The sequence below is a fragment of the Candidatus Reidiella endopervernicosa genome, assembly GCF_013343005.1.
GTDB lineage: Bacteria > Pseudomonadota > Gammaproteobacteria.
The window spans coordinates 478390-499628 of sequence record NZ_CP054491.1; the positions used below are offsets into that span (position 1 = coordinate 478390).

Below are 21239 nucleotides of genomic sequence, written 5' to 3' on the forward strand. Positions count from 1 at the left end.
GCATAACCCTAGAACCTCTGTAGCCACCCTCGTCTCACCCGGTTTCCTGGCATCGCGCACGCCGTGAAGTACCCTGCCTGTGCTACTATCTTCAATGTTGCAGTTATCACCGGCAAACACTGCCCGGGGAGTCGCTATTTTTGCGAAAGTTTGTTTTGGGCATCCAAGCCCAAGCAAACAGCAAAAACTTAACGCGACCGTTTATGCCTACGGCGCCCCGACCGTCCTGCGTTCGTTGCGTAATCACCTCTTCGCGGCTCTACACAACTCCCTCAGTGACTCTACGCCGACATAAAGCCGCTGCTGCATCTTCTTCGTCGTCCGCTCGCGCTCTCAACTACGAATAGGCAGACGGCGTCGACTATCGGGACTAACCGCCTCACTCCTTGCTCTCCATGGCGGTCAGCGCAAGCAGGCTATGAACAACCTTAATGCCAAACAGGCCTTTGAGTTATCAGCCACATTTCTGGCTCATAAGACCTACCAATCCCTGACCCACGCCATGATCCACTTCTTCAGCTCGCTCGATGGCGTAACGGGAGTCGCACCCTATGAGGTGTTCGGTGACCCACTCGTACCCGTAGATCTCCTGATCAGACGATTCCCTCTATCGCTCGATGATCACCATCGCGACAACAACACCGATCTTCTGATGCGTTTTCTACCAAAGAGTAAGGGGGGAGTTGAACATATCCAGGAGGATGGCAAACACTGGATCGTTTTCGACGTCACCAACAACGTGAAACCTCGCCGAGTGATGCTCATCTGTGGCGATCTTAGCAACAGGGATACCACCATTGTTGAGGGTCTTTATCACATCTACGCCAATCAGGTTGCACTGCTCGATTCAAAGGAGCGAGACACGCTCACGCGCCTACCGAACCGACAGACACTCGATACAACACTCCCGGGGAGTCGCTATTTTTGCGAAAGTTTGTTTTGGGCATCCAAGCCCAAGCAAGCGGCAAATACTTAACGCGACCGTTTATGCCTGCGGCGCCCCGACCGTCCTGCGTACGTTGCGTAATCACCTCTTCGCGGCTCTACACAACTCCCTCAGTGACTCTACGCCGACATAAAGCCGCTGCTGCATCTTCTTCGTCGTTCGCTCGCGCTCTCAACTACGAATAGGCAGACGGCGTCGACTATCGCGGACTAACCGCCTTCGCTTCGCTATCCATGGCGGTCAGCGGATGATGTCGTAAGTTTTTACCGTAGCAATTACGACAAGACGAGAACTGATTTCTCCTGGTTGGCCATACTCGATATCGACCACTTCAAGATGATCAACGATCAGTATGGGCATCTCTATGGCGACGAGGTGCTACTCCACTTTGCCACACTGATGGAGAAGATTTTCCGTAACTCTGACTTCCTGTTCCGCTACGGAGGAGAGGAGTTTGTCGTGGTGGTAAACAGTTGTGATGCCGTTGGCGCCATCGACGCCCTGGAACGCTTCCGCGAGGCCGTCGAGCAGTACACTTTCCCCTCTGGACACGTCACCGTCAGTATCGGCTATACCCTGATCGACCCCATCGCACCACCCGCCCTGCTACTTGAGCATGCCGATAACGCGCTCTACCACGCAAAATCGAGCGGCAGAAATCGTACCGTTAACTTCAGTGATCTCAACGATAACGATCACCATACCGAAGGGAGCGTCGAGCTCTTCTAACCACCACTGTGCGAGGAAGCCTGGATCAATCGACTACGGCACCCACACCTATCTACAAAAAAAGGGCGGCATAAGCCGCCCCTTCATCAAGCACCGAACCTCTAAATTAGAGTGCGCGCGCGTTCAGATAGGCCCGCTCCGAGACGTCGTGCCAGGCCACTACCTGATCACGGAAGGCGAGGTAGGAGTCGTAGACCTTCTGTGACATAGGGTCCTTCGCCGCCACCTCAGCCACCACCTCATCGGAGACCTTCTTCAGCTGCACCAACACTTCATCGGGGAATTTACGCAGGTCGACCTTGTGTTCGTTGACCAGCGTATGCAGCGCCTTGTTATTCCGTGCAGTGAACTCAGAGAGGCCGTCAAGATTGGCCACCTTACTGGCGTTGAGCACGATCACCTGCAGATCCTTGGGCAGCGCATCAAAGGCCTCCTTATTAACAAAACACTCCAGGGTAGTACCTGGCTCATGCCAGCCGGGGTAGTAGTAGTGCTTGGCCGCCTTGTAGAGACCGAAGGCTAGGTCATTGTAGGGTCCAACCCACTCGGTGGCATCTATCGCTCCCGATTTAAGCGAGGTAAAGATCTCACCACCCGGCAGGCTGACGGGAGTGCCGCCAAGGCGACGCAGCACCTCACCGCCAAGACCCGGAATACGCATCTTCAATCCCTTCAGATCCTCGAGTTTTTCAATCTTCTTGTTGAACCAACCGCCCATCTGCACCCCAGTGTTGAGTGCAGCGGTCGGTACTAGACCAAAAGGTTTGTAGACCTCCTGCCAGAGCTCCATTCCGCCACCGTGATAGAGCCAGCTATTCATCTCCTGCGCAGTGAGACCGAAGGGAACGGCGGCGAAGAACTGTGCCGCCTCACTCTTACCCTTCCAGTAGTAGGCAGCGCCATGGCCCATCTGAGCAGTACCGCGCGATACGGCATCGAAGATCTCGAAGGCGGGAACCAGCTCTTTGGCACCGTAGACCTTCACCTCAATTCGACCACCCGACATCTCTGTGATCAGCTTGGCCAGATTGTTGGCGCCTGTGCCAAGACCGGGGAAGTTCTTCGGCCATGTAGTCACCATCTTCCATTTGATCTTGGTTTTAGCATGCACGGCCGGTGCAGCGATGGCGGCACCCGCCACTACGGCCCCTGCTCCCACCTTGCCGATAAATTCACGACGCTTCATCAACGATCTCCTTTGTTGTTATCGGATTGCCCTGCTGCTAACACTCAGGGCTATTAATTTGGGATTAACTATAGCCCCGAATAGAACTTCATACTGTTTTTACCACCATGTTTGACGGCGTAGAGTGCAGCATCTGCATTTTTAAGCAACTTATCAGCATCATCCCCATCGCCAGGGAATACCGAAATACCGATGCTGACACCCACCTGGCAGCGCTGCCCATCGATGGTTATGGAATCACCAATACTGCTCAGAATCTCCTCTGCGACCCGGCTTGCCTGAGACTCCTGCTGCAAGCCATCAAGTACCACCACAAACTCATCACCACCGTAGCGCGCCACGGTATCGGCATCCCGCACGCAGGCCAGCAGACGCTCAGCCACCACCTTCAACACCTCATCCCCTGCGGCATGACCCATTGCATCATTGATCGGTTTGAAACCATCCAGATCGAGGAAGAGGATAGCCACCAGGTTCTTGTCGCGTATCGCATGCGCGATCGCCTGCTCACAGCGATCCTGCAGCAGGTTGCGGTTCGGTAGGCGGGTGATCGCGGATCGGTATTGGCCAGTTCACGCAGGTAGATCTCAGCGGTCTTGTGCACGGTAAAATCGGTGAAAATCCCGATATAGTTTACCAACCGACCGTGACGGTCGTGAATTGCCTTGATCGATAGCAGCTCAGGATAGATCGAGCCCTCCTTGTTACGATTCCAGATCTCACCCTGCCACTAACCTTTATGTTCAATCGCATCCCACATCCCTTTGTAGAAATCCTTATCGTGCCGACCTGATGCAAGCAGTGATGGCTCCTTGCCCATGATCTCACGCCTGCTGTAGCCGGTGATGGTGGAGAAGGCCTCATTGAGGTCGATTATTCGCAGCTCGGGATCGGTAATCACAACGCCGTTGGTGGCCGACTCCATCACCCGTGCATGGAGCTGTAAACGGTTCATGATCTGATCTTTATCGAGATTGAGCAGCGCGACATACCAGCCCCCCGTTGCGATGACACTGAATGCCAGCACAAAGGTGAGCAGATAGAGTCCCGTATGTTCGTTGTAAAGTAGGGCGATCGCCTCTTTCGGATAGTGCGAAACCACAAACCACTTATCGACCAGATGGTGTTCATCGTCATGATGAACCTGCTGATAACGCTCCGGCAAGCCAACCCGCAGTGCATAGTCGGCCACATGGATGGTATTAAAACTAAATAGACCCTCGTTCGACTCAACCTGCCCCTGGCTCGATTCACGCATCCGCGACCACTCTGCTGCAAAACGGTTAGCGAAATTCTCCTCGCCACCAAACATAAAGCTCCACTCATGTTTATGCTGGGAGTTGTATAGCCAAAAACCCTCGGCATTGAGCAGCGCCAGGTGGTTAACCTCACTACTCTTTATTCTGGCGAAGTTATCGATCAGCCGCTCGGCCAGATAGTTAAACACCAACACACCATTAACCTTGCCGCGGCTATCGCTGGTGGGTGTCGCAAAGCGAATGATCGGACGGTGCGGCTCTTCAATCACACCCTGTTCAACATTGAGATCGAGGGATGAGACATAGATCTCACCGGGTGCCAGCTTAATCGATTCACGGAAGTAGTAACGCCCTGACTTATCCTGAAGCGCACCCTCAGCAACCGCCTTGGCTCTTCCACCGCGGTACTCGATTCGTAGCTGCTCCCTTCCATTCCGATCAAGCCAGCGAATCTGATCGTAACGGCGCATATCCTGCGCGAAACGCTCCAATTCACCGACAACCCGGCTACGCCCCCACTGATCCTCACTAGCGATATAGGCCTGTAATGTACGACTTCCCGCAATGTATTCGAGATCAGGAATGATCCCTTCGATATCACGTTGTAATGAGTTGGTGGCCAGACGCACCTGCATCGCCTCACCGCTCTTGATCAACTTTAACTCGTGTCGGAGATCGACCACGTAGTAAGCGACAAAGGCACCGATCAGCGCGACCAGCAACGGCCAGAAGATCTTCAGGAAATAGGGAAGCACAACTCTAAATGGGTGTTTGGAGAACTCCACAGCGCCACCTCAAATTATTAGTCGCTCGAGCTGCCGCTCAAATCCATATGAGAGGTTATACCTAACACTGTACGAGATTTGCGTAGGCGAGTACCAGCCACTTACTACCAGCCGCTTCGAAATTAACCTGTACCCGTGCCTGTGCGCCAGAGCCCTCACAGTTAACCACCGTTCCCTCGCCAAACTTGGGATGCTCAACGCGCTGACCGACACTCATCCCGGTCTCATTCATCGAACTCGAGACCATGCTGGATCGCTGCTCAGAGCCATAGTGGGGACGCGTGACCGCCGCCCTCGGCCTCACTTCCGTAATCAATTCGGAAGGAATTTCACCGATAAAGCGTGACGGCATCGGATAGGTGTCGGAGCCGTGAATTCGACGCCGCTCGGCGTGACAGAGGTAGAGGATCTGCCGTGCGCGGGTGATACCGACATAACAGAGGCGGCGCTCCTCCTCGAGCCCTTCAGGATTCTCGCTGGAACGCGAGTGAGGGAAGAGCCCCTCTTCCATGCCACACATAAAGACCAGCGGAAACTCGAGCCCCTTGGCGGAGTGGAGCGTCATCAGCTGCACCGCATCTTCATGCGCGCCCGCCTGCTGCTCACCCGCCTCAAGTGCAGCGTGCGAAAGGAAGGCGTCGAGCTGACTCATCTGCTCATCCTCTTCGTAACGGAAACTGCGCGCGGCAGTGACCAGCTCCTCGAGGTTCTCAATGCGTGCCTCCCCCTTCTCACCCTTCTCTTTGCGGTAGAACTCAATCAGGCCGGTAAGGCCGATCACATGTTCCACCTGCTGCTCCAGCGCCATGCCGTCGCACTCACCTGCCAGCGTCTCGATCAGTTCAACAAAGCGCTGCAGTGCAGTCGATGCACGTGCCGGTAACCGCTTCTCATCAATCACCGCCAGTAGTGCCTGCCACAGCGTCATCTCACGATCACGCGCCAGATCACGAACTGCCTGTACCGTGCGCTCGCCGATACCGCGCGTCGGGGTGTTGATCACCCGCTCGAAGGAGGGGTCGTCTGCACGATTACTGATAATGCGCAGGTAGGCGAGTGCATTTTTAATCTCAGCACGTTCGAAGAAGCGCAATCCGCCATAAACACGGTAGGGGATACCGGCGACGATCAACGCCTCCTCAAGTACACGCGACTGTGCGTTGGAGCGGTAGAGCAGCGCTGCCTCTTCACGGCGCCCACCCTGCTCAATCCACTGCCCAATTCGCTCGGCAATGATGCGTGCCTCATCGAGATCGTTGTAGGCGCTGTAGAGGTAGATCGGGTCGCCCTCGGCATCCTCGGTCCAGAGCTTCTTACCGAGTCGGCCGCTATTGCGTGAGATCAGTGCATTGGCGGCGGCAAGGATATTGCCGGTGGAGCGGTAGTTCTGCTCCAGCCGCACCGTCTGCACCTGTGGTAGTTCACGGCCGAAACGGTGAATATTCTCGATCTGCGCCCCGCGCCAGCCGTAGATCGACTGGTCATCATCACCCACCGCAAAGAGAGTAATCTTGTCACCCGCCAACACCCGCAACCAGGCGTACTGGATGGTGTTGGTGTCCTGAAACTCATCGACCAGAATATGGCGGAAACGCTGCTGATAGTGCACCAGCACCTCGGGGCTCTTTAACCACAGCTCGTGTGAACGCAGTAGCAGTTCGGCAAAGTCGATCACCCCGGCGCGCTCGCAGGCGACCTCGTAGGCGGTGTAGAGCCGGATCATCTGCCGCAGATAGGGGTCACTGTGATCCTCAATATGCTGAGGACGCAGCCCCTCATCCTTACGTGCATTGATAAACCACTGCACCTGTTTCGGCGGCCAGTGCGCCTCATCGATATCGAGTGAACGCAGTACCCGCTTAATCAGCCGATGCTGATCATCAGAGTCGAGTATCTGGAAGGTCTCTTTCAGCCCCGCCTCGCGCCAGTGGGTGCGTAGCAGTCGATGGGCAATGCCGTGGAAGGTGCCAACCCACATGCCGGAACCGGGCATGTTGAGCAGTGCCTCGGTGCGGCCTCGCATCTCTGAGGCGGCCTTATTGGTGAAGGTAACGGCCAACACGCCGAAGGGGAGGTACCCTCCACCTCCAACAGCCAGGCGATGCGGTGCACCAGCACACGGGTCTTACCGCTGCCGGCACCAGCCAGCACCAGGGTATGGTTGGGGGCGCACTGACGGCTTCGCGCTGAGCATCGTTGAGGGATCGAGAATATAGGAGACATCCATCGCGCCATTTTACCAGATGGCGCCGCCGCATATTCTATCTATACTGTGCGCTCTTTAGCCGGGAGCGAGTGATGAAACCCTACGCCGAATCGTGCGATCAGAACCGTGACGTGATCTTTGAAGTGATCCGCGAACACTTTGCTGCAGCTGAGCAGCTGCTGGAGATCGGCAGTGGTACCGGCCAGCACGCCATCTACTTCGCTGAGCGGTTGCCACATCTAAGCTGGCAAACCAGTGATCGACTTGAGAACCACGCTGGCATCCTGCCTGGCGAGAAGAGGCGGGGCTTACCAATGTGTTACCGCCGCTCGATCTCGATGTCACCGGAAACTGGCCAAACGACCGCTATGATGCGGCCTTCAGCGCCAATACTGCACACATTATGCATCTGAACATGGTCGAATCTATGTTTACGGGAGTTGCCGAGGTTCTGAAGCGGGGTGGACGATTCTGTCTCTACGGGCCGTTTAACTACGAGGGGCGTTATACCAGCGAGAGCAATGCGCAGTTCGATCTCTGGCTCAAAGCGCGCGACCCGGGCAGTGCGATACGCGACTTCGAGGCACTCAATACGATGGCGGAGCAGGGCGGCATGACACTGTTAAACGATCACGCCATGCCGGCCAACAATCGGATTCTGGTCTGGGAAAAGGTGGGGTAGGGCGGACTACCAGTTCTGTCCGCTGGCCTTCTGCTGCATCTCATCGTACTCGGCCTGGTAGAAGAACTGTTCATCACCCAGCGCCGGTTCGAGCTGCTCAAGCCAGGTCGCCTGCTCACTATATTTGGCAAAGAAGGGACGCTGCACCCAGTCGGGATTACGCGCCTGAATGAAGCGCAGTACAAACAGCTCTTCACCATTTACTTCAGTCACACCCTGCACCTCAACCTTGCCCGGTCCGGCACTCATTGAGGGGCCGCGCACGGTACGCGCCACACCCGAAACGCGCTTCACCGCTTCACGGTAGATCTCCCAGGCACGCGATAGCGGTACCTCGAAGTAGCGCTTGGCGCCGGTATCGCGCTCCACGAACATGTAGTAGGGGATGATGCCGAGCTTCACCTGGGTGCGCCACATACGCGCCCACACCTCAGGATCGTCGTTGATATGTGCCACCAGTGGCGACTGACTACGGATGATCGCGCCGGTGGCACGGATACGGCGAACCGCCTCACGAGCAATCGGAGTCTCCAGCTCACGCCAGTGATTGAAGTGCGACATCACCGCGACGTGTTTGCCACCGTCGACCAGCTCCTTCAGCAGCGCCATCAACTCAGAGGCATCGGCGTCAGAGACAAAGCGCTGCGGCCAGAAGGAGAGCGCCTTGGTGCCGATGCGGATGGTCTGAATATGGTCGAACTCCGGCTCCAGCAGTGGGCGCAGATAGTCGGCCAGGTGTTTGGTCTTCATCACCATCGGGTCGCCACCGGTAATCAGCAGGTCGGTCACCTCTTGATGGTGTTTCAGATAGTGGTGCAGTGATTTCGCCTCGTGTGAGGAGATGCGTAGCGACTTGTCACCAACAAACTGCGCCCAGCGGAAGCAGAAGGTGCAGTAGCTGTGGCAGGTCTGCCCCTGGCTGGGGAAGAAGAGTACCGTCTCGCGGTACTTGTGCTGCATCCCCTCAAGCGCCTCACCATGCAGCTTCGGTACATTGAGCTCCTGCTGACCAGCAGGATGGGGATTGAGTTCCTGACGTAGCTCCGCCGCCAGTGCCTTGAGCTCCGCCTTCTCGGCACCGCTGCGCAGCAGCTCCGCCATCTGATCATACTGGCTGGGGTCGAGCATTCCGCGCTGCGGGAAGGTGAGCTGGAAGATCGGATCGTTGGGAATATCGCTCCAGTCGATCAGCTCATCAACCACGTAGCGGTTGACGCGGAACGGCAGCACATTGGCCACAACTCGCATCTCAAACCGCTGCGCCTCACTGAGCGTGGCAAGCTGGGGGATATCCTCCAGATGCCGCTCGGTGTAGACCTGAAACTTCTCGGTCTGAAAATGCTCGTTCCCTGATGCCTGAGTTGAATCCAGGTTAGCGCTTTGACTCATCGGCTACTCACACAGTTGTTGAGGGGGGGTGTTACGCCGGTACTGCTTCGGCGCGCGCTGCTGAGGCAAGCGCCTGCTTACTGGCTGGTTTTGGGCGGCTACCTGAGAGGTATGAGGCCATGCTGACGGTCGGGACCTTGGCGGAGTCGACCAATCCATGCATCTCACACTTCTCGCAGGCGCGTAGCTTAGTCTGGCCGCCTGCTGGCGCCTTACCAACCGGGCGTTTACGCAACTTCTGACAGTTGCTCACACCCATATAGGCGCCTTGAGGAATACAGAAAAACATTAGCTCCTTAGACACTACAAACTCCTTAATAAACGATTCATTACAATAACAATCGAGATAAAAACAGCCCGCCTCCGCAAACCTGGCGGAAACCTCACGCATATCAGGGGGGTCACATCTTCGGTAGCAGCTCTACTGCTGTGCTCCGATTTGGCACTCGATTGTCGTCCAGAGGCTCTCCGGCCCTACACCACGCCCCACTCGGCGCTCAATACTTCTCGGCTCCCTCTTCACAGCGCAACATTCCAAATCGCGCCATCTCCTATCGAAAAGGGCCGGACACCTTACCATTTGCGGCAAAAACAATCAAATCAATGAGTTAGTGAAGGGTTACTCGACTGTGACCGATTTGGCCAAATTACGTGGCTGGTCGACATCGGTCCCCTTAAGGACGGCGACATGGTAGGCGAGCAGTTGTAACGGAACGGTGAAGATTATTGGCGCGACATGATCGCCAGCCGGCGGCACGACGGTAACGTGAACACGCTCCGACTTGCTCATACCGCTAGCATGATCGGCAAAGACGTAGAGCTCGCCTCCGCGTGCACGCACCTCTTCGAGGTTCGCCTTGAGTTTCTCCAGCAGTGCATCGTTGGGCGCCACGGCGATGACCGGCATCTCCTCATCGACCAGCGCCAGCGGCCCATGTTTTAGCTCTCCTGCCGGGTAGGCCTCGGCGTGGATATAGGAGATCTCCTTGAGCTTCAGTGCACCCTCCATCGCCACTGGGTACTGCACACCACGTCCGAGGAAGAGGGCGTGCTGCTTGTCGGTAAAGCGTTCGGCAAGCTGATGAATCTCATCATCCAGTGAGAGCAGATCCTCGATATGGCTCGGCAGTGCGAGCAGCTGCTCGACGATCTTAGCCTCACGCTCACTATCGATCCGGTAGCGCCGACCGAGCGAGACCACCAGTAACAGTAACGCTACCAACTGGGTGGTAAACGCCTTGGTCGAGGCGACACCGATCTCTGGACCGGCTCGTGTCATCAGCGACAGATCGGCCTCACGCACCAGAGAACTCTCGGGTACATTACAGACCGCCAATGATGCGCCATATCCCCACTCCTTGGCCGCACGCAGCGCTGCCAATGTATCGGCGGTCTCACCCGACTGAGAGATGGTGACAATCAACGCCTCGGGATCAGGAACAGGATGTCGATAGCGAAACTCGCTCGCCACCTCGACTCGACAGGGGATACCCGCCAGACCCTCGAACCAGTTTCGCGCTACCTGTCCGGCATGGAAGCTGGTGCCACAGGCGATAATCTGTATCCGTTTGATGCGGTCGAAGATAGCCTCCGCCTGCGGACCAAATGCCGCCTCCAACACCTTGCCTCCCGCCAGTCGGCCCTCCAGCGTCTCGGAAATCGCCATCGGCTGCTCATAGATCTCTTTGAGCATGTAGTGACGGAACTCACCACGATCAGCCACATCAGGCGCAAGATCGCTCTCTTTGATCGCGCGTTCGACGACGTTACCCGCTGCGTCGTAGATGGTAACACTCTCGCGTGTCAGCTCGGCGACATCACCCTCTTCGAGGAAGATGAAGCGTCGGGTAATCGGTAGCAGTGCCGAGATATCAGAGGCGATCAGATGTTCACCAATTCCGATACCGATTACCAGTGGACTACCGCGGCGCGCCACCACCATCCGGTCATCCTCACCGGGTGTGATCACGGCCAGTGCATAGGCACCTTCGAGATCTCTTGAGGCCGACTGTACTGCGGAGAGCATGCTCTCACCCTGGTCGAGATAGTGGTGCAGCTGGTGTGCAACGACCTCTGTATCGGTCTCTGAGGTGAACTCGTAACCGCTGGCCAACTGCTCAGCCCTTAGTCGTTCGTGATTTTCGATAATGCCGTTGTGAACCAGTGCGACACGATTGCGACACTGATGGGGGTGAGCATTTTGCGAAGCGGGACGGCCATGGGTAGCCCAGCGGGTGTGGGCGATACCGATGGTGCCACTGATCGGCCTTGCCTTCAGTTCAGTAGCAAGTACCTCAACCTTACCCACGGTACGACAGCGCTGCAGCCCTTCACGATCAACCACTGCAAGTCCAGCCGAGTCATAACCACGATACTCAAGGCGCCGCAGCCCCTCCAGCAACAGAGGTACAACATCCCGTTCAGCTATGGCACCAACAATTCCGCACATTTCACTCTAATCCTGACAGGCGATAGACCTATGAAATTGAATCTCAGAAGGGAGCTCGCTTACAGCGACTACTTCTCTTTTTTCGGCCGTTTCCAGCCACTGACAATCTTCTGTTTGCTCCGAGTCAGACTCAGTTCACCCGGAGGGGTGTCACGGGTAATGGTCGAACCTGCACCAATGGTGGCACCCGCACCGATCTCGACCGGCGCAACCAACTGCGAATCTGAGCCGACAAAGACATCGTCACCGATGATGGTGCGATGTTTGTAGGCGCCATCGTAGTTGCAGGTGATGGTACCGGCACCGATGTTGACCCGACTACCGATAGTGGTGTCGCCCACGTAACTGAGGTGATTCACCTTACTGCCACTGCCAATCACCGATTTTTTGATCTCAACAAAGTTGCCGATATGGGTGTGGTCTGCGAGATGCGCCTCGGGTCGGAGGCGAGCAAAGGGGCCGATACGACTCTGCTCACCGATAGTGGCGTCCTCAAGCACGCAGTTGGCCTGAATTTCGACCCCATCGGCGATATTACAGTTTCGAATCACGCAGCTTGGTCCAATGGTGACACCATCACCTAAGGTGACTGTTCCTTCGATGACCGCATTCACATCGATAACCACATCGCTACCAAAACTCAGTTCGCCACGCAGATCGAAACGCGCCGGATCTCTCAGCCCCAGACCCTCACGCATCAGTCGCTGCGCTTCACTCAGCTGGTAGTGGCGCTCGAGCGTAGCGAGCTGTGCTCGATCGTTCACACCCTGCACCTCTTCGATAGAAGCTGGGGCGAATGTCTCGATTTCAACCTTGTCTCGAACAGCAAGGGCGATGATATCGGTCAGATAGAACTCGCCCTGCGCATTGTTGTTCTCGAGCTCAGCCAACCAGCCACGCAACGCCTTCGCATTGGCGGCAAGAATGCCGGTATTGATCTCATCGATCTGCTGCTCCGCCTCACTGGCATCCTTCTGCTCAACAATGCGCAGCACCTTATCGTCAGCATCTCGCACAATGCGGCCATAACCGTGCGGATTATCCAGTCGGGTGGTGAGCAGTGACATTACAGAGCTTGAAACCGGCTCACACATTGCTTGCAGGGTAGCGCTCTCAATCAGGGGTACATCGCCGTAGAGCACCAGCACACTATCTTCATCGGCAATGCCCGGCATCGCATGCTCAACCGCATGGCCGGTACCGAGCTGCTCGGCCTGCTCCACCCACTCGAGTGTTTCATCGGCCAGTGCCTCACGCACCGATTCACCACCGTGACCGTAGACCACAACGGTCATATGCGGATTAAGCGACTGGGCGGCGCGGGTAACAAACTTGAGCAGCGGCCTTCCGGCCAGGTCGTGCAATACCTTGGGGAGCTTGGAGCGCATCCGCGAACCCTTACCTGCGGCGAGCACAATGACACTGAGATTCATGGTTATAGATCAGCTCTTCTCTAACGAAACGCTATTGTAACGTTGCTGGCACTCGTAAACATACCTGCAGAAACAGAAACGGCGCGCAGTGTTGGCTGCGCGCCGTTTCAATAGGAACTACCAACACTCAAAGACTATCGGCGAGAACCCTTACGCAGATGTTCAATGGTACGCAGCTGCGCCACGGCTTCGGCCAGTTCGGCCTGGGCGCGAGCGTAGTCGATATCGCTCTCACGACTCTTCATCGCCTCTTCGGCACGCTGCTTGGCCTCAATCGCGGCGGCCTCGTCGACATCCTTGGCGCGCAGCGCGGTATCGGCAAGTACCGTTACCACATGCGGCTGGACCTCGAGCATTCCACCGGAGACGTAGAAGAACTCATCCTCACCACCGTCGGTAACAATACGAACCTCACCCGGCTTGAGCTGGGTCATCATCGGCGTGTGGCGTGGATAGATACCCACCTCACCCATAATCGCAGGTGCGTGGACCTGCGCGACGGTGCCGGAGTAGATCTCCGCCTCGGCGCTGACGATGTTGACATGCATGGTCATGGACATTTTATTCCACCCCCTTGAAGTACTGATTTAGAGGGATTTCGCCCGCTCAACTGCCTCATCGATAGAACCGACCATGTAGAAGGCCTGCTCTGGCAGATGGTCATACTCACCCGCAACGATCGCCTTGAAGCCGGCGATGGTGTCTTTGAGTGAGACGTACTTACCAGCCGCACCGGTGAAGACCTCAGCAACGAAGAAGGGCTGCGACAGGAAGCGCTGGATCTTACGAGCGCGAGATACTGTCTGCTTGTCATCTTCGGAGAGTTCATCCATACCGAGGATCGCGATGATGTCACGCAGCTCCTTGTAGCGCTGCAGGGTACCCTGAACAGAACGGGCAACCTCGTAGTGCTCGCTACCAACAACCAGCGGATCGAGCTGACGGCTGGTTGAGTCGAGCGGATCAACCGCTGGGTAGATACCGAGCTCTGCGATCTGACGCGAAAGTACAACGGTCGCATCAAGGTGAGCAAAGGTGGTTGCGGGTGATGGGTCGGTCAAGTCATCCGCCGGTACGTATACCGCCTGGATAGAGGTGATCGATCCGGTCTTGGTTGAGGTGATACGCTCCTGCAGTGCGCCCATCTCCTCAGCCAGAGTAGGCTGATAACCTACCGCTGAAGGCATACGACCCAGCAGTGCCGAAACCTCGGTTCCCGCCAGGGTGTAACGATAGATGTTATCGATGAAGAGCAGTACGTCGCGACCCTCGTCACGGAAGTACTCAGCCATGGTCAGGCCGGTCAGCGCTACACGCAGACGGTTACCGGGTGGCTCATTCATCTGACCGTAAACCAGCGACACCTTATCGAGTACGCTCGACTCCTTCATCTCGTGGTAGAAGTCGTTACCCTCACGAGTACGCTCACCAACACCGGCGAATACTGAGTAGCCGCTGTGCTCAATAGCGATGTTACGGATAAGCTCCATCATGTTGACGGTCTTACCGACACCGGCACCACCGAACAGTCCAACCTTACCGCCCTTGGCGAAAGGACAGACCAGATCGATAACCTTGATGCCGGTCTCGAGCAGCTCGGTGCTGGCTGAGAGCTCTTCGTAGGCAGGTGCCTTACGATGAATACCCCATTGCGTCTCCTCGCCAATCGGTCCCGCTTCATCGATTGGATTTCCGAGTACATCCATGATGCGGCCCAGGGTCTTGGTGCCGACCGGTACGCTGATAGCTGCACCGGTATTGGCTGCCTCCATTCCACGCTTAACACCGTCGGAGGTACCCATGGCAATGGTACGAACCACGCCATCACCGAGCTGCTGCTGAACCTCAAGGGTCAAGCCAGCCTCACCAACCTTCAGCGCATCATAGATCTTCGGCATGGCATCGCGTGGAAACTCCACGTCAATAACCGGTCCGATGATTTGAACAATTTTTCCAGAACTCATCTCAGTTCCCCTTAAATAATACTAAATTCTTTATGCAACAGAGCCGTCATTAAACAGCGGCCGCGCCGGCTACAATCTCTGAAAGCTCTTGGGTGATCGCTGCCTGACGGGCCTTGTTATAGGCCAGCTGCAGTTCACCGATCAGGTCACCGGCGTTATCGGAAGCAGCCTTCATGGCCACCATCCGCGCCGCCTGCTCACAAGCGATATTCTCAACCACACCCTGATAAACGATCGATTCGACGTAGCGCATCAACAACTGGTCGAGTACATCCTTGGCATCGGGCTCATAGATATAATCCCAGTGGTGCTTCAACCCCTCTTGCAACTCCTCGGCCTTGATCGGCAGCAGCTGCTCGACCTGGGCATCCTGAGACATGGTGTTGACGAACCGGTTGTAGACCACATGCAGCTGATCGATCTCACCCTTGTTGAACGCATCGAGCATCACCTTAACGGTGCCGATCAGCTCTTCGAGCCGGGGTGAATCACCCAGCTGGCTGACCTCTGAAACAATGTTGCCACCCACGCGCTTGAAGAAACCGAAGCCCTTGGAACCGATAGTGCAGAGATCAACCTCAACACCCTGCTCCTGCCAATCCTTCAGTGCCGTCACACCCGCCTTGAAAAGGTTGGTGTTCAGACCGCCACACAGACCACGATCGGTGGAGACGATAATCACGCCTACACGCTTAACCTCGCGAGCCACCATGTAGCTATGGCTGTACTCCGGGTGTGCCTGTGCCAGATGGCCGATTACTCGGCGAATGTTCTCCGCATAGGGACGGGTCGCAGTCATGCGATCCTGTGCCTTGCGCATCTTGCTGGCGGCCACCATCTCCATCGCACGGGTGATCTTCTGAGTGTTCTGGACACTCTTGATCTTCGTACGTATCTCTTTACCGCTTGCCATCGAGAGACTCCCCGTCTACCAGGTGTTGCTTGCCTTGAACTGCTCAAGGGCAGCGCGCAGTGCATTTTCGATCTCGTCGTTGTAATCACCGCTCTCATTGATCTTGTCCATCAGATCGGCGTGTGATGACTTCATGAAACCCTGCATGGCCGCTTCGAAATCGACAATCTTCTCCACCTCGACGTCATCCAGGAAACCCTGGTTGGCGGCGAACAGTGATACGGCATTCTGCGCAACACTCATGGTGCTGTACTGGTTCTGCTTCATCAGCTCGGTAACACGCTGACCACGCTCAATCTGCTTACGGGTCTGCTCATCGAGATCGGAAGCGAACTGGGCGAAGGCCGCCAGCTCACGATACTGTGCGAGGTCGAGACGAATACCGCCACCAAGCTTCTTGATGACCTTGGTCTGCGCCGCACCACCGACTCGTGATACCGACAGACCGGCGTTGATCGCAGGACGAATACCGGCGTTGAACAGATCGGACTCAAGGAAGATCTGGCCGTCGGTGATCGAGATAACGTTGGTCGGTACGAAGGCCGATACGTCACCTGCCTGGGTTTCAATGATAGGCAGAGCGGTGAGTGAACCGGTCTTACCGGTTACGGCGCCGTTGGTCGCCTTCTCAACGAAATCAGCATTTACACGAGCAGCACGCTCGAGCAGACGTGAATGGAGGTAGAAGACATCACCCGGATAGGCCTCACGACCTGGTGGACGACGCAGCAGCAGCGATACCTGACGGTAGGCCCACGCCTGCTTGGTCAGATCATCATAAACAATCAGTGCATCTTCACCCTTGTCGCGGAAGTACTCGCCCATCGCACAACCGGAGTAGGGTGCGATGTACTGCAGTGCCGCAGAATCGGATGCGGTCGCCGCAACCACGATGGTGTGCTCCATCGCGCCGTGCTCTTCGAGCTTGCGAACCACGCTGGCGATAGAGGAGGCCTTCTGGCCAACCGCTACGTAGATACATTTAACGCCGGTACCCTTCTGGTTGATGATCGCATCGATCGCAACCGCAGTCTTACCGGTCTGGCGATCACCGATGATCAGCTCACGCTGGCCACGGCCGATCGGCACCATGGAGTCGACCGACTTGAGACCGGTCTGCAGTGGCTGGTCTACCGACTGACGCCAGAGTACGCCGGGGGCGATCTTCTCGATGCTAGAGCTGCCCTCTGCATCAAAAGCACCCTTGCCATCAATCGGATTACCGAGTGAGTCAACAACGCGACCCAGCAGTGCCTCACCAACCGGCACCTCCATGATGCGACCAGTACAGGTGACCTTGTCACCCTCGGTGATGTGCTCGTATGAGCCAAGGATTACCGCACCGACCGAGTCACGCTCAAGGTTGAGCGCCATACCGAAGGTGTTATTGGGGAATTCCAGCATTTCGCCGGACATTACGTCGGAGAGGCCGTGGATACGCGCGATACCGTCGGTCAGGCTGACCACGGTACCCTCGTTACGGGCCTCGGTGACTGTCTCAAAATTCGCAATGCGCTTTTTGATCAGTTCACTGATTTCAGATGGATTCAATTGCATGTCTTGTGTCCTCTAAACAGGTTCGGTTCAGTTCGTCAGATTTGCCGCAAGCTTTTCGAGCTTGCCGACAACCGAACCATCGATGACTACGTCACCGGCACGAATAATTGCACCGCCCAGCAGGGTCTCGTCGATACGGCAGTCCAGAGTCACTTCGCGTCCCAGACGCTTCTTCAGTGACTCGGTAATGCCCTGCTTCTGTGCATCGGTCATCTCCTTGGCGGAGATCACTTCAGCCTCGACGGTACCCTCAGCCGTAGCGCGTTCAATTTCGAACAGCGCCGCGATTTCGGGCAGCAGTTTCAGACGATCGTTTTCGAGCAGAACATGCACCATGTTCTGACCAAACTCGTTCAGCTGATCACCACAGATATCGAGAAACAGCTTGCCCAGCTCAGTTGCGTCGAGCTGGGGGCTATCGATCAGGGCGGCCATATCCGTATCTGCAGCAACGGCGCTAGCCAGCTGCAGCATCTCGGACCACCCATTAAGATTATCCTGCTCCTGGGCCAGTGCGAAGATGGCCTGGGCGTAGGGGCGTGCGATCGTTATATTTTCAGCCATGGCTATACGACCTTAAATCTCAGCGACCAGGTCTTGCAGCAGGGCGTCGTGAGATGAGTCGTCAATCTCCTTGTTCAGCACCTTGGCTGCACCAGCTACAGCGATTGAAACAACCTGACCACGCAGATGTTCACGTGCGCGGTTAACCTCTTGTTCAATCTCAGCGTTAGCTGCGGTGATCAGACGCTCACCTTCGCCACGTGCATTGTCTTTGGCCTCGTCAACAATCTCACTGGCGCGCTTCTGCGCCTGTGCGATGATGCCGGAAGCCTCTTCTTTGGCCTCCTTGAGAAGATCCTTTGCACGCTGCTCAGCCAACTCCTGCTCATGCTTGCCACGTTCGGCGGCGGCCAGACCATCAGCGATCTTACCGGTACGCTCCTGCAGTGCGGCCATGATCGGCGGCCACACAAACTTCATGCAGAACCAGACAAAGATGACGAAAACGATCATCTGTCCAATCAGGGTTGCATTGATATTCATGCCTATACCTCGTGTTTACGGCGGGATAATTTAAGTTCGAAAGAGTTCGTACTTATCCAGCTACCGCGAACAGAACGTACATAGCGAGACCAACAGCGATCATTGGAACCGCGTCGACCAGACCCATAACGATGAAGAACTGGGTACGCAGCATTGGGATCAGCTCAGGCTGACGAGCAGCACCCTCGAGGAAGCGGCCACCGAGGATACCGATACCGACAGCAGCACCCAGCGCACCCAGACCCATCATCAGTGCGCCAGCAATAAATAGCAGTGCTTGTTCCATGTTTATCTCCTAAATTTACTTAAAGTTTAAAAGTTGAAGTTAATAAAATCAGTGTTCCTGATGCGCCATATCCATGTAGACAATAGTCAATGTCATGAAGATGAACGCCTGCAGGGTAATAATAAGGATGTGGAAGATGGCCCAGCCGAGCTGCAGGAAGCCGCCGAAGATGCCCATCGTCCAGCCTGCGCTGTACATGATCGCGATCAGGATGAAGATCATCTCACCGGCGTACATGTTACCGAAGAGTCGCAGCGCCAGTGAGATCGGCTTGGCGATCAGCGAGACAAACTCGAGCAGGAAGTTGACCGGAATAAAGAGCGCCTGCACCAGCTTGTTCGAAGACTGGAAAGGCTGCAGGGTCAGCTCACCGGCAAAGCCACCGAAGCCCTTGATCTTGATGCTGTAGTAGAGCACCAGAAAGAAGACGGCGAAGGCCATACCAAAGGTAATGTTCGGATCGGTACTTGGCACTACCTTAAAGTAGACGTGGTGCGGATCCATACCGAAGATACCGGAACCGATCAGTGTCGCCAGCTGCGGCAGCAGATCAACGGCAATCAGGTCCATGAAGTTCATCAGGAAGACCCAGATAAAAATGGTTAACGAGAGTGGTGCGACCAGGTCGTTCTTGGCGGTAAATGAGCCGCGTACGCTGCTGTCGATAAACTCAACAATCCACTCAACGAAGTTCTGCAGACCACCGGGAACGTCGGCAGTCGCGTTCTTGGCCGCAATGCGGAACACCCAGAGGAAGAGGGCACCGAGTAGGATCGACCAGCCGAGGCTGTCGACGTGGAAGGCCCAGAAACCCATCTCTTTCGCCTGCTCGGCGGTCTCTGCCAGCCCCCAACTCCCGTCGGGATGCTGACCATAGGTCAGGTTTTGAAGGTGATGCTTAATGTACTGCGTGGAGGTCAGCGTTTCACTAGCCATTTTTTCTCAAGCTCGTCTCTTTATACCACCAAAAAAGAGGGCCATTAGGCCCACCACAAATCCGATCATTAACGGCAAAAAGTCCAATTTCAGGGCACCTACAGCCAGCGCAAATAGTGCAATCGTCACTACATAGCGCTCAATCACGCAACGATAGAGAATCATGATGTTGCGCTCAGGGCTGGCACCCGCCGTTTTAAAGGCACGTACCGTGTGCCAGAGCTGCAGCAGCGTGTTTATGATTGTGATCGAACCACCATAAAGCGCTATCGCTGCTGCTTTCCAACCACCTATCAGAAGAAAGAGTAGTGAGACTGTAGTCACAAGCAGCGCCTGTATCCACAATTGCCTATAAATCACTTGCCTCTGTATATCTTCAGCACGGTGGCTCACGCCCGACTCCTATCCCGGTAGGGATATGTGCGTTACAACTTATAGACTAAATCCAGCCTACGGAATCGAACGGCGCATAAGTATATGTGCATATACGAAGCCGGTCAATGCTGGGATAAGTAAACTTTATATTAGCCTAATTGAATACTCGGCCATTCGTGTCAGGTGCTTACTTGATGTGTTCGAGGATACCGTCGAGCTCATCAAGGCTGTTGTACTGAATCACCAACTTGCCCTTACCCTTGGCACCCGCCTGTACCTTGACCACTGCACCGAGCTTGTCGGAGAGCGAATCCTGTAGATTTCGAATGTCGGGATCGAGCGCCTTGCTAGAGGCCTTCTGCTTGGGTGCCTCCTGAGTACGGCGCACCAGCGCCTCGGTCTCACGCACCGAAAGCCCCTTGGCGACCACCTGGCGGGCGGTCTGACTCTGCTCAGCACCCTTGAGTGCCAACAGACAACGGGCGTGGCCCATCTCCAGATCGCCATGCTCAAGCAGCTTTCTAACATCATCATTGAGATCGAGCAGGCGCAGCAGGTTACTCACAGAGGCACGAGAACGGCCTACCGCCTCTGCCGCCTGCTGGTGAGTCAGCTCAAATTCATCGAGCAGACGCTTTAGTGCAACGGCCTCTTCGATAGGATTGAGGTTTTCGCGCTGGATATTCTCGATCAGCGCCATCGCGATCGCCGCCTCATCGGGCACATCGCGGATCACGACCGGAATCTCACTCAGTCCGGCAATCTGCGAGGCACGCCAGCGGCGCTCACCTGCGATGATTTCGTAACGATCCTTGCCAATCGGGCGCACCACAATCGGCTGCACCACGCCCTGAGCACGAATCGAGTCGGCCAGCTCTTCAAGGCTCTCGGGGTGCATATCCATACGCGGTTGATACTTACCGCGCTGCATCAGCTCGACCGGCAGGTTGCGCAGCTGCTCGCCACCCTTGCCCTCGTCGCTACCCGCTTTGCTCTCATCACTCTCTTCAACGGCGCTCTTGGCGCTCGCTCCGAGCAGTGCATCGAGCCCTCTGCCCAAGCCGCGTTTCTTTGCTGCCATGCTTCTCTCTCTAAAC

Annotated in this window: 22 protein-coding genes and 2 pseudogenes; 6 read left to right on the top strand and 18 right to left on the bottom strand. The window is 55.9% G+C overall.

Annotation, left to right across the window (positions count from 1 at the left end; genetic code table 11):
- Positions 1 to 140 precede the first annotated feature (140 nt).
- The 4 genes and pseudogenes from HUE57_RS02665 to HUE57_RS02680 all read left to right on the top strand — a co-directional run.
- The gene (locus tag HUE57_RS02665) at positions 141 to 347 is read left to right on the top strand and encodes a hypothetical protein (protein WP_174672676.1); all 207 of its coding nucleotides are present in this window, start codon (positions 141 to 143) and stop codon (positions 345 to 347) included.
- A 71-nt stretch (positions 348 to 418) separates the two neighbouring features.
- Complete coding sequence (locus HUE57_RS02670; protein WP_174672677.1) at positions 419 to 976, top strand: hypothetical protein; 558 nt, start codon at positions 419 to 421, stop codon at positions 974 to 976.
- Positions 925 to 1131 (top strand): hypothetical protein, encoded by a 207-nt coding sequence (locus tag HUE57_RS02675; RefSeq protein WP_174672678.1) that lies wholly within the window; start codon positions 925 to 927, stop codon positions 1129 to 1131. Before HUE57_RS02670 ends, HUE57_RS02675 begins: the two co-directional genes overlap by 52 nt.
- Before the next feature lie 97 nt (positions 1132 to 1228).
- Positions 1229 to 1675: pseudogene (locus HUE57_RS02680) on the top strand (GGDEF domain-containing protein); the annotation flags it as partial.
- A 106-nt stretch (positions 1676 to 1781) separates the two neighbouring features.
- Here the strand turns inward: HUE57_RS02680 and HUE57_RS02685 are convergent.
- The 4 genes and pseudogenes from HUE57_RS02685 to uvrD form a co-directional block, all read right to left on the bottom strand.
- The gene (locus tag HUE57_RS02685; RefSeq protein WP_078483814.1) at positions 1782 to 2861 is read right to left on the bottom strand and encodes a TRAP transporter substrate-binding protein; all 1080 of its coding nucleotides are present in this window, start codon (positions 2859 to 2861) and stop codon (positions 1782 to 1784) included.
- Positions 2862 to 2929: 68 nt separating this feature from the next.
- Positions 2930 to 3412: a GGDEF domain-containing protein gene (locus tag HUE57_RS02690; RefSeq protein ID WP_174673709.1), complete on the bottom strand. Its 483-nt coding sequence runs from the start codon at positions 3410 to 3412 to the stop codon at positions 2930 to 2932.
- A gap of 179 nt (positions 3413 to 3591) precedes the next feature.
- Positions 3592 to 4905 (bottom strand): cache domain-containing protein, encoded by a 1314-nt coding sequence (locus HUE57_RS02695; protein ID WP_078484268.1) that lies wholly within the window; start codon positions 4903 to 4905, stop codon positions 3592 to 3594.
- 61 nt (positions 4906 to 4966) lie between these two features.
- Positions 4967 to 7132: pseudogene (gene uvrD / locus HUE57_RS02700) on the bottom strand (DNA helicase II).
- Between the two features lie 71 nt (positions 7133 to 7203).
- Between uvrD and HUE57_RS19890 the strand changes: the two are divergent.
- Entirely contained in the window at positions 7204 to 7524 is a 321-nt protein-coding gene (locus tag HUE57_RS19890) for a DUF938 domain-containing protein (protein WP_320416265.1), read from the top strand.
- The gene (locus tag HUE57_RS19895) at positions 7428 to 7793 is read left to right on the top strand and encodes a DUF938 domain-containing protein (protein WP_078484274.1); all 366 of its coding nucleotides are present in this window, start codon (positions 7428 to 7430) and stop codon (positions 7791 to 7793) included. Before HUE57_RS19890 ends, HUE57_RS19895 begins: the two co-directional genes overlap by 97 nt.
- Positions 7794 to 7799: 6 nt before the next feature.
- Here the strand turns inward: HUE57_RS19895 and HUE57_RS02710 are convergent, their stop codons facing one another.
- The 14 genes from HUE57_RS02710 to HUE57_RS02775 all read right to left on the bottom strand — a co-directional run bounded on the left by HUE57_RS02710 (position 7800) and on the right by HUE57_RS02775 (position 21223).
- Positions 7800 to 9182, bottom strand: coding sequence for a KamA family radical SAM protein (locus HUE57_RS02710; protein ID WP_078484275.1), 1383 nt, complete (start codon positions 9180 to 9182; stop codon positions 7800 to 7802).
- Positions 9183 to 9213: 31 nt separating this feature from the next.
- Complete coding sequence (locus HUE57_RS02715; protein ID WP_135622323.1) at positions 9214 to 9486, bottom strand: hypothetical protein; 273 nt, start codon at positions 9484 to 9486, stop codon at positions 9214 to 9216.
- Between the two features lie 315 nt (positions 9487 to 9801).
- A complete protein-coding gene (glmS, locus tag HUE57_RS02720; RefSeq protein WP_078484277.1) occupies positions 9802 to 11631 on the bottom strand; it encodes a glutamine--fructose-6-phosphate transaminase (isomerizing) in 1830 nt (609 codons plus the stop codon).
- Positions 11632 to 11699: 68 nt separating this feature from the next.
- Positions 11700 to 13064, bottom strand: a complete 1365-nt coding sequence (gene glmU, locus HUE57_RS02725) for a bifunctional UDP-N-acetylglucosamine diphosphorylase/glucosamine-1-phosphate N-acetyltransferase GlmU (RefSeq protein WP_078484278.1) — start codon at positions 13062 to 13064, stop codon at positions 11700 to 11702.
- A 134-nt stretch (positions 13065 to 13198) separates the two neighbouring features.
- Positions 13199 to 13624 (bottom strand): F0F1 ATP synthase subunit epsilon, encoded by a 426-nt coding sequence (locus HUE57_RS02730; RefSeq protein ID WP_174672680.1) that lies wholly within the window; start codon positions 13622 to 13624, stop codon positions 13199 to 13201.
- Positions 13625 to 13651: 27 nt separating this feature from the next.
- Positions 13652 to 15028 (bottom strand): F0F1 ATP synthase subunit beta, encoded by a 1377-nt coding sequence (atpD, locus tag HUE57_RS02735; protein WP_078484280.1) that lies wholly within the window; start codon positions 15026 to 15028, stop codon positions 13652 to 13654.
- Positions 15029 to 15077: 49 nt separating this feature from the next.
- Positions 15078 to 15941 carry a F0F1 ATP synthase subunit gamma gene (gene atpG, locus HUE57_RS02740; RefSeq protein WP_078484281.1) on the bottom strand — a complete coding sequence of 288 codons (864 nt, stop codon included), beginning with the start codon at positions 15939 to 15941 and terminating at the stop codon, positions 15078 to 15080.
- A 15-nt stretch (positions 15942 to 15956) separates the two neighbouring features.
- Complete coding sequence (atpA, locus tag HUE57_RS02745) at positions 15957 to 17498, bottom strand: F0F1 ATP synthase subunit alpha (protein ID WP_078484282.1); 1542 nt, start codon at positions 17496 to 17498, stop codon at positions 15957 to 15959.
- Positions 17499 to 17525: 27 nt separating this feature from the next.
- Positions 17526 to 18062 (bottom strand): F0F1 ATP synthase subunit delta, encoded by a 537-nt coding sequence (locus HUE57_RS02750; protein WP_078484283.1) that lies wholly within the window; start codon positions 18060 to 18062, stop codon positions 17526 to 17528.
- 12 nt (positions 18063 to 18074) lie between these two features.
- Entirely contained in the window at positions 18075 to 18545 is a 471-nt protein-coding gene (locus HUE57_RS02755; protein WP_078484284.1) for a F0F1 ATP synthase subunit B, read from the bottom strand.
- A 52-nt stretch (positions 18546 to 18597) separates the two neighbouring features.
- Complete coding sequence (gene atpE / locus HUE57_RS02760; RefSeq protein WP_172840326.1) at positions 18598 to 18837, bottom strand: F0F1 ATP synthase subunit C; 240 nt, start codon at positions 18835 to 18837, stop codon at positions 18598 to 18600.
- A gap of 42 nt (positions 18838 to 18879) precedes the next feature.
- Positions 18880 to 19767: a F0F1 ATP synthase subunit A gene (atpB, locus tag HUE57_RS02765; RefSeq protein WP_078484286.1), complete on the bottom strand. Its 888-nt coding sequence runs from the start codon at positions 19765 to 19767 to the stop codon at positions 18880 to 18882.
- Positions 19768 to 19773: 6 nt separating this feature from the next.
- Positions 19774 to 20160 (bottom strand): ATP synthase subunit I, encoded by a 387-nt coding sequence (locus HUE57_RS02770; RefSeq protein WP_078484287.1) that lies wholly within the window; start codon positions 20158 to 20160, stop codon positions 19774 to 19776.
- 169 nt (positions 20161 to 20329) lie between these two features.
- Complete coding sequence (locus tag HUE57_RS02775) at positions 20330 to 21223, bottom strand: ParB/RepB/Spo0J family partition protein (protein WP_078484288.1); 894 nt, start codon at positions 21221 to 21223, stop codon at positions 20330 to 20332.
- Positions 21224 to 21239: the final 16 nt, after the last annotated feature.

What these genes read in the sequence shown, in the direction of transcription:
- atpA (WP_078484282.1), bottom strand. Translation starts at nt 17,498, where the DNA reads ATGCAATTGAATCCATCTGAAATCAGTGAACTGATCAAAAAGCGCATT.
- atpD (WP_078484280.1), bottom strand. Translation starts at nt 15,028, where the DNA reads ATGAGTTCTGGAAAAATTGTTCAAATCATCGGACCGGTTATTGACGTG.
- HUE57_RS02730 (WP_174672680.1), bottom strand. Translation starts at nt 13,624, where the DNA reads ATGTCCATGACCATGCATGTCAACATCGTCAGCGCCGAGGCGGAGATC.
- glmS (WP_078484277.1), bottom strand. Translation starts at nt 11,631, where the DNA reads ATGTGCGGAATTGTTGGTGCCATAGCTGAACGGGATGTTGTACCTCTG.
- atpG (WP_078484281.1), bottom strand. Translation starts at nt 15,941, where the DNA reads ATGGCAAGCGGTAAAGAGATACGTACGAAGATCAAGAGTGTCCAGAAC.
- HUE57_RS02775 (WP_078484288.1), bottom strand. Translation starts at nt 21,223, where the DNA reads ATGGCAGCAAAGAAACGCGGCTTGGGCAGAGGGCTCGATGCACTGCTC.
- HUE57_RS02685 (WP_078483814.1), bottom strand. Translation starts at nt 2,861, where the DNA reads ATGAAGCGTCGTGAATTTATCGGCAAGGTGGGAGCAGGGGCCGTAGTG.
- HUE57_RS19890 (WP_320416265.1), top strand. Translation starts at nt 7,204, where the DNA reads ATGAAACCCTACGCCGAATCGTGCGATCAGAACCGTGACGTGATCTTT.
- glmU (WP_078484278.1), bottom strand. Translation starts at nt 13,064, where the DNA reads ATGAATCTCAGTGTCATTGTGCTCGCCGCAGGTAAGGGTTCGCGGATG.
- HUE57_RS02710 (WP_078484275.1), bottom strand. Translation starts at nt 9,182, where the DNA reads ATGAGTCAAAGCGCTAACCTGGATTCAACTCAGGCATCAGGGAACGAG.
- HUE57_RS02750 (WP_078484283.1), bottom strand. Translation starts at nt 18,062, where the DNA reads ATGGCTGAAAATATAACGATCGCACGCCCCTACGCCCAGGCCATCTTC.
- HUE57_RS02670 (WP_174672677.1), top strand. Translation starts at nt 419, where the DNA reads ATGAACAACCTTAATGCCAAACAGGCCTTTGAGTTATCAGCCACATTT.
- HUE57_RS02755 (WP_078484284.1), bottom strand. Translation starts at nt 18,545, where the DNA reads ATGAATATCAATGCAACCCTGATTGGACAGATGATCGTTTTCGTCATC.
- atpB (WP_078484286.1), bottom strand. Translation starts at nt 19,767, where the DNA reads ATGGCTAGTGAAACGCTGACCTCCACGCAGTACATTAAGCATCACCTT.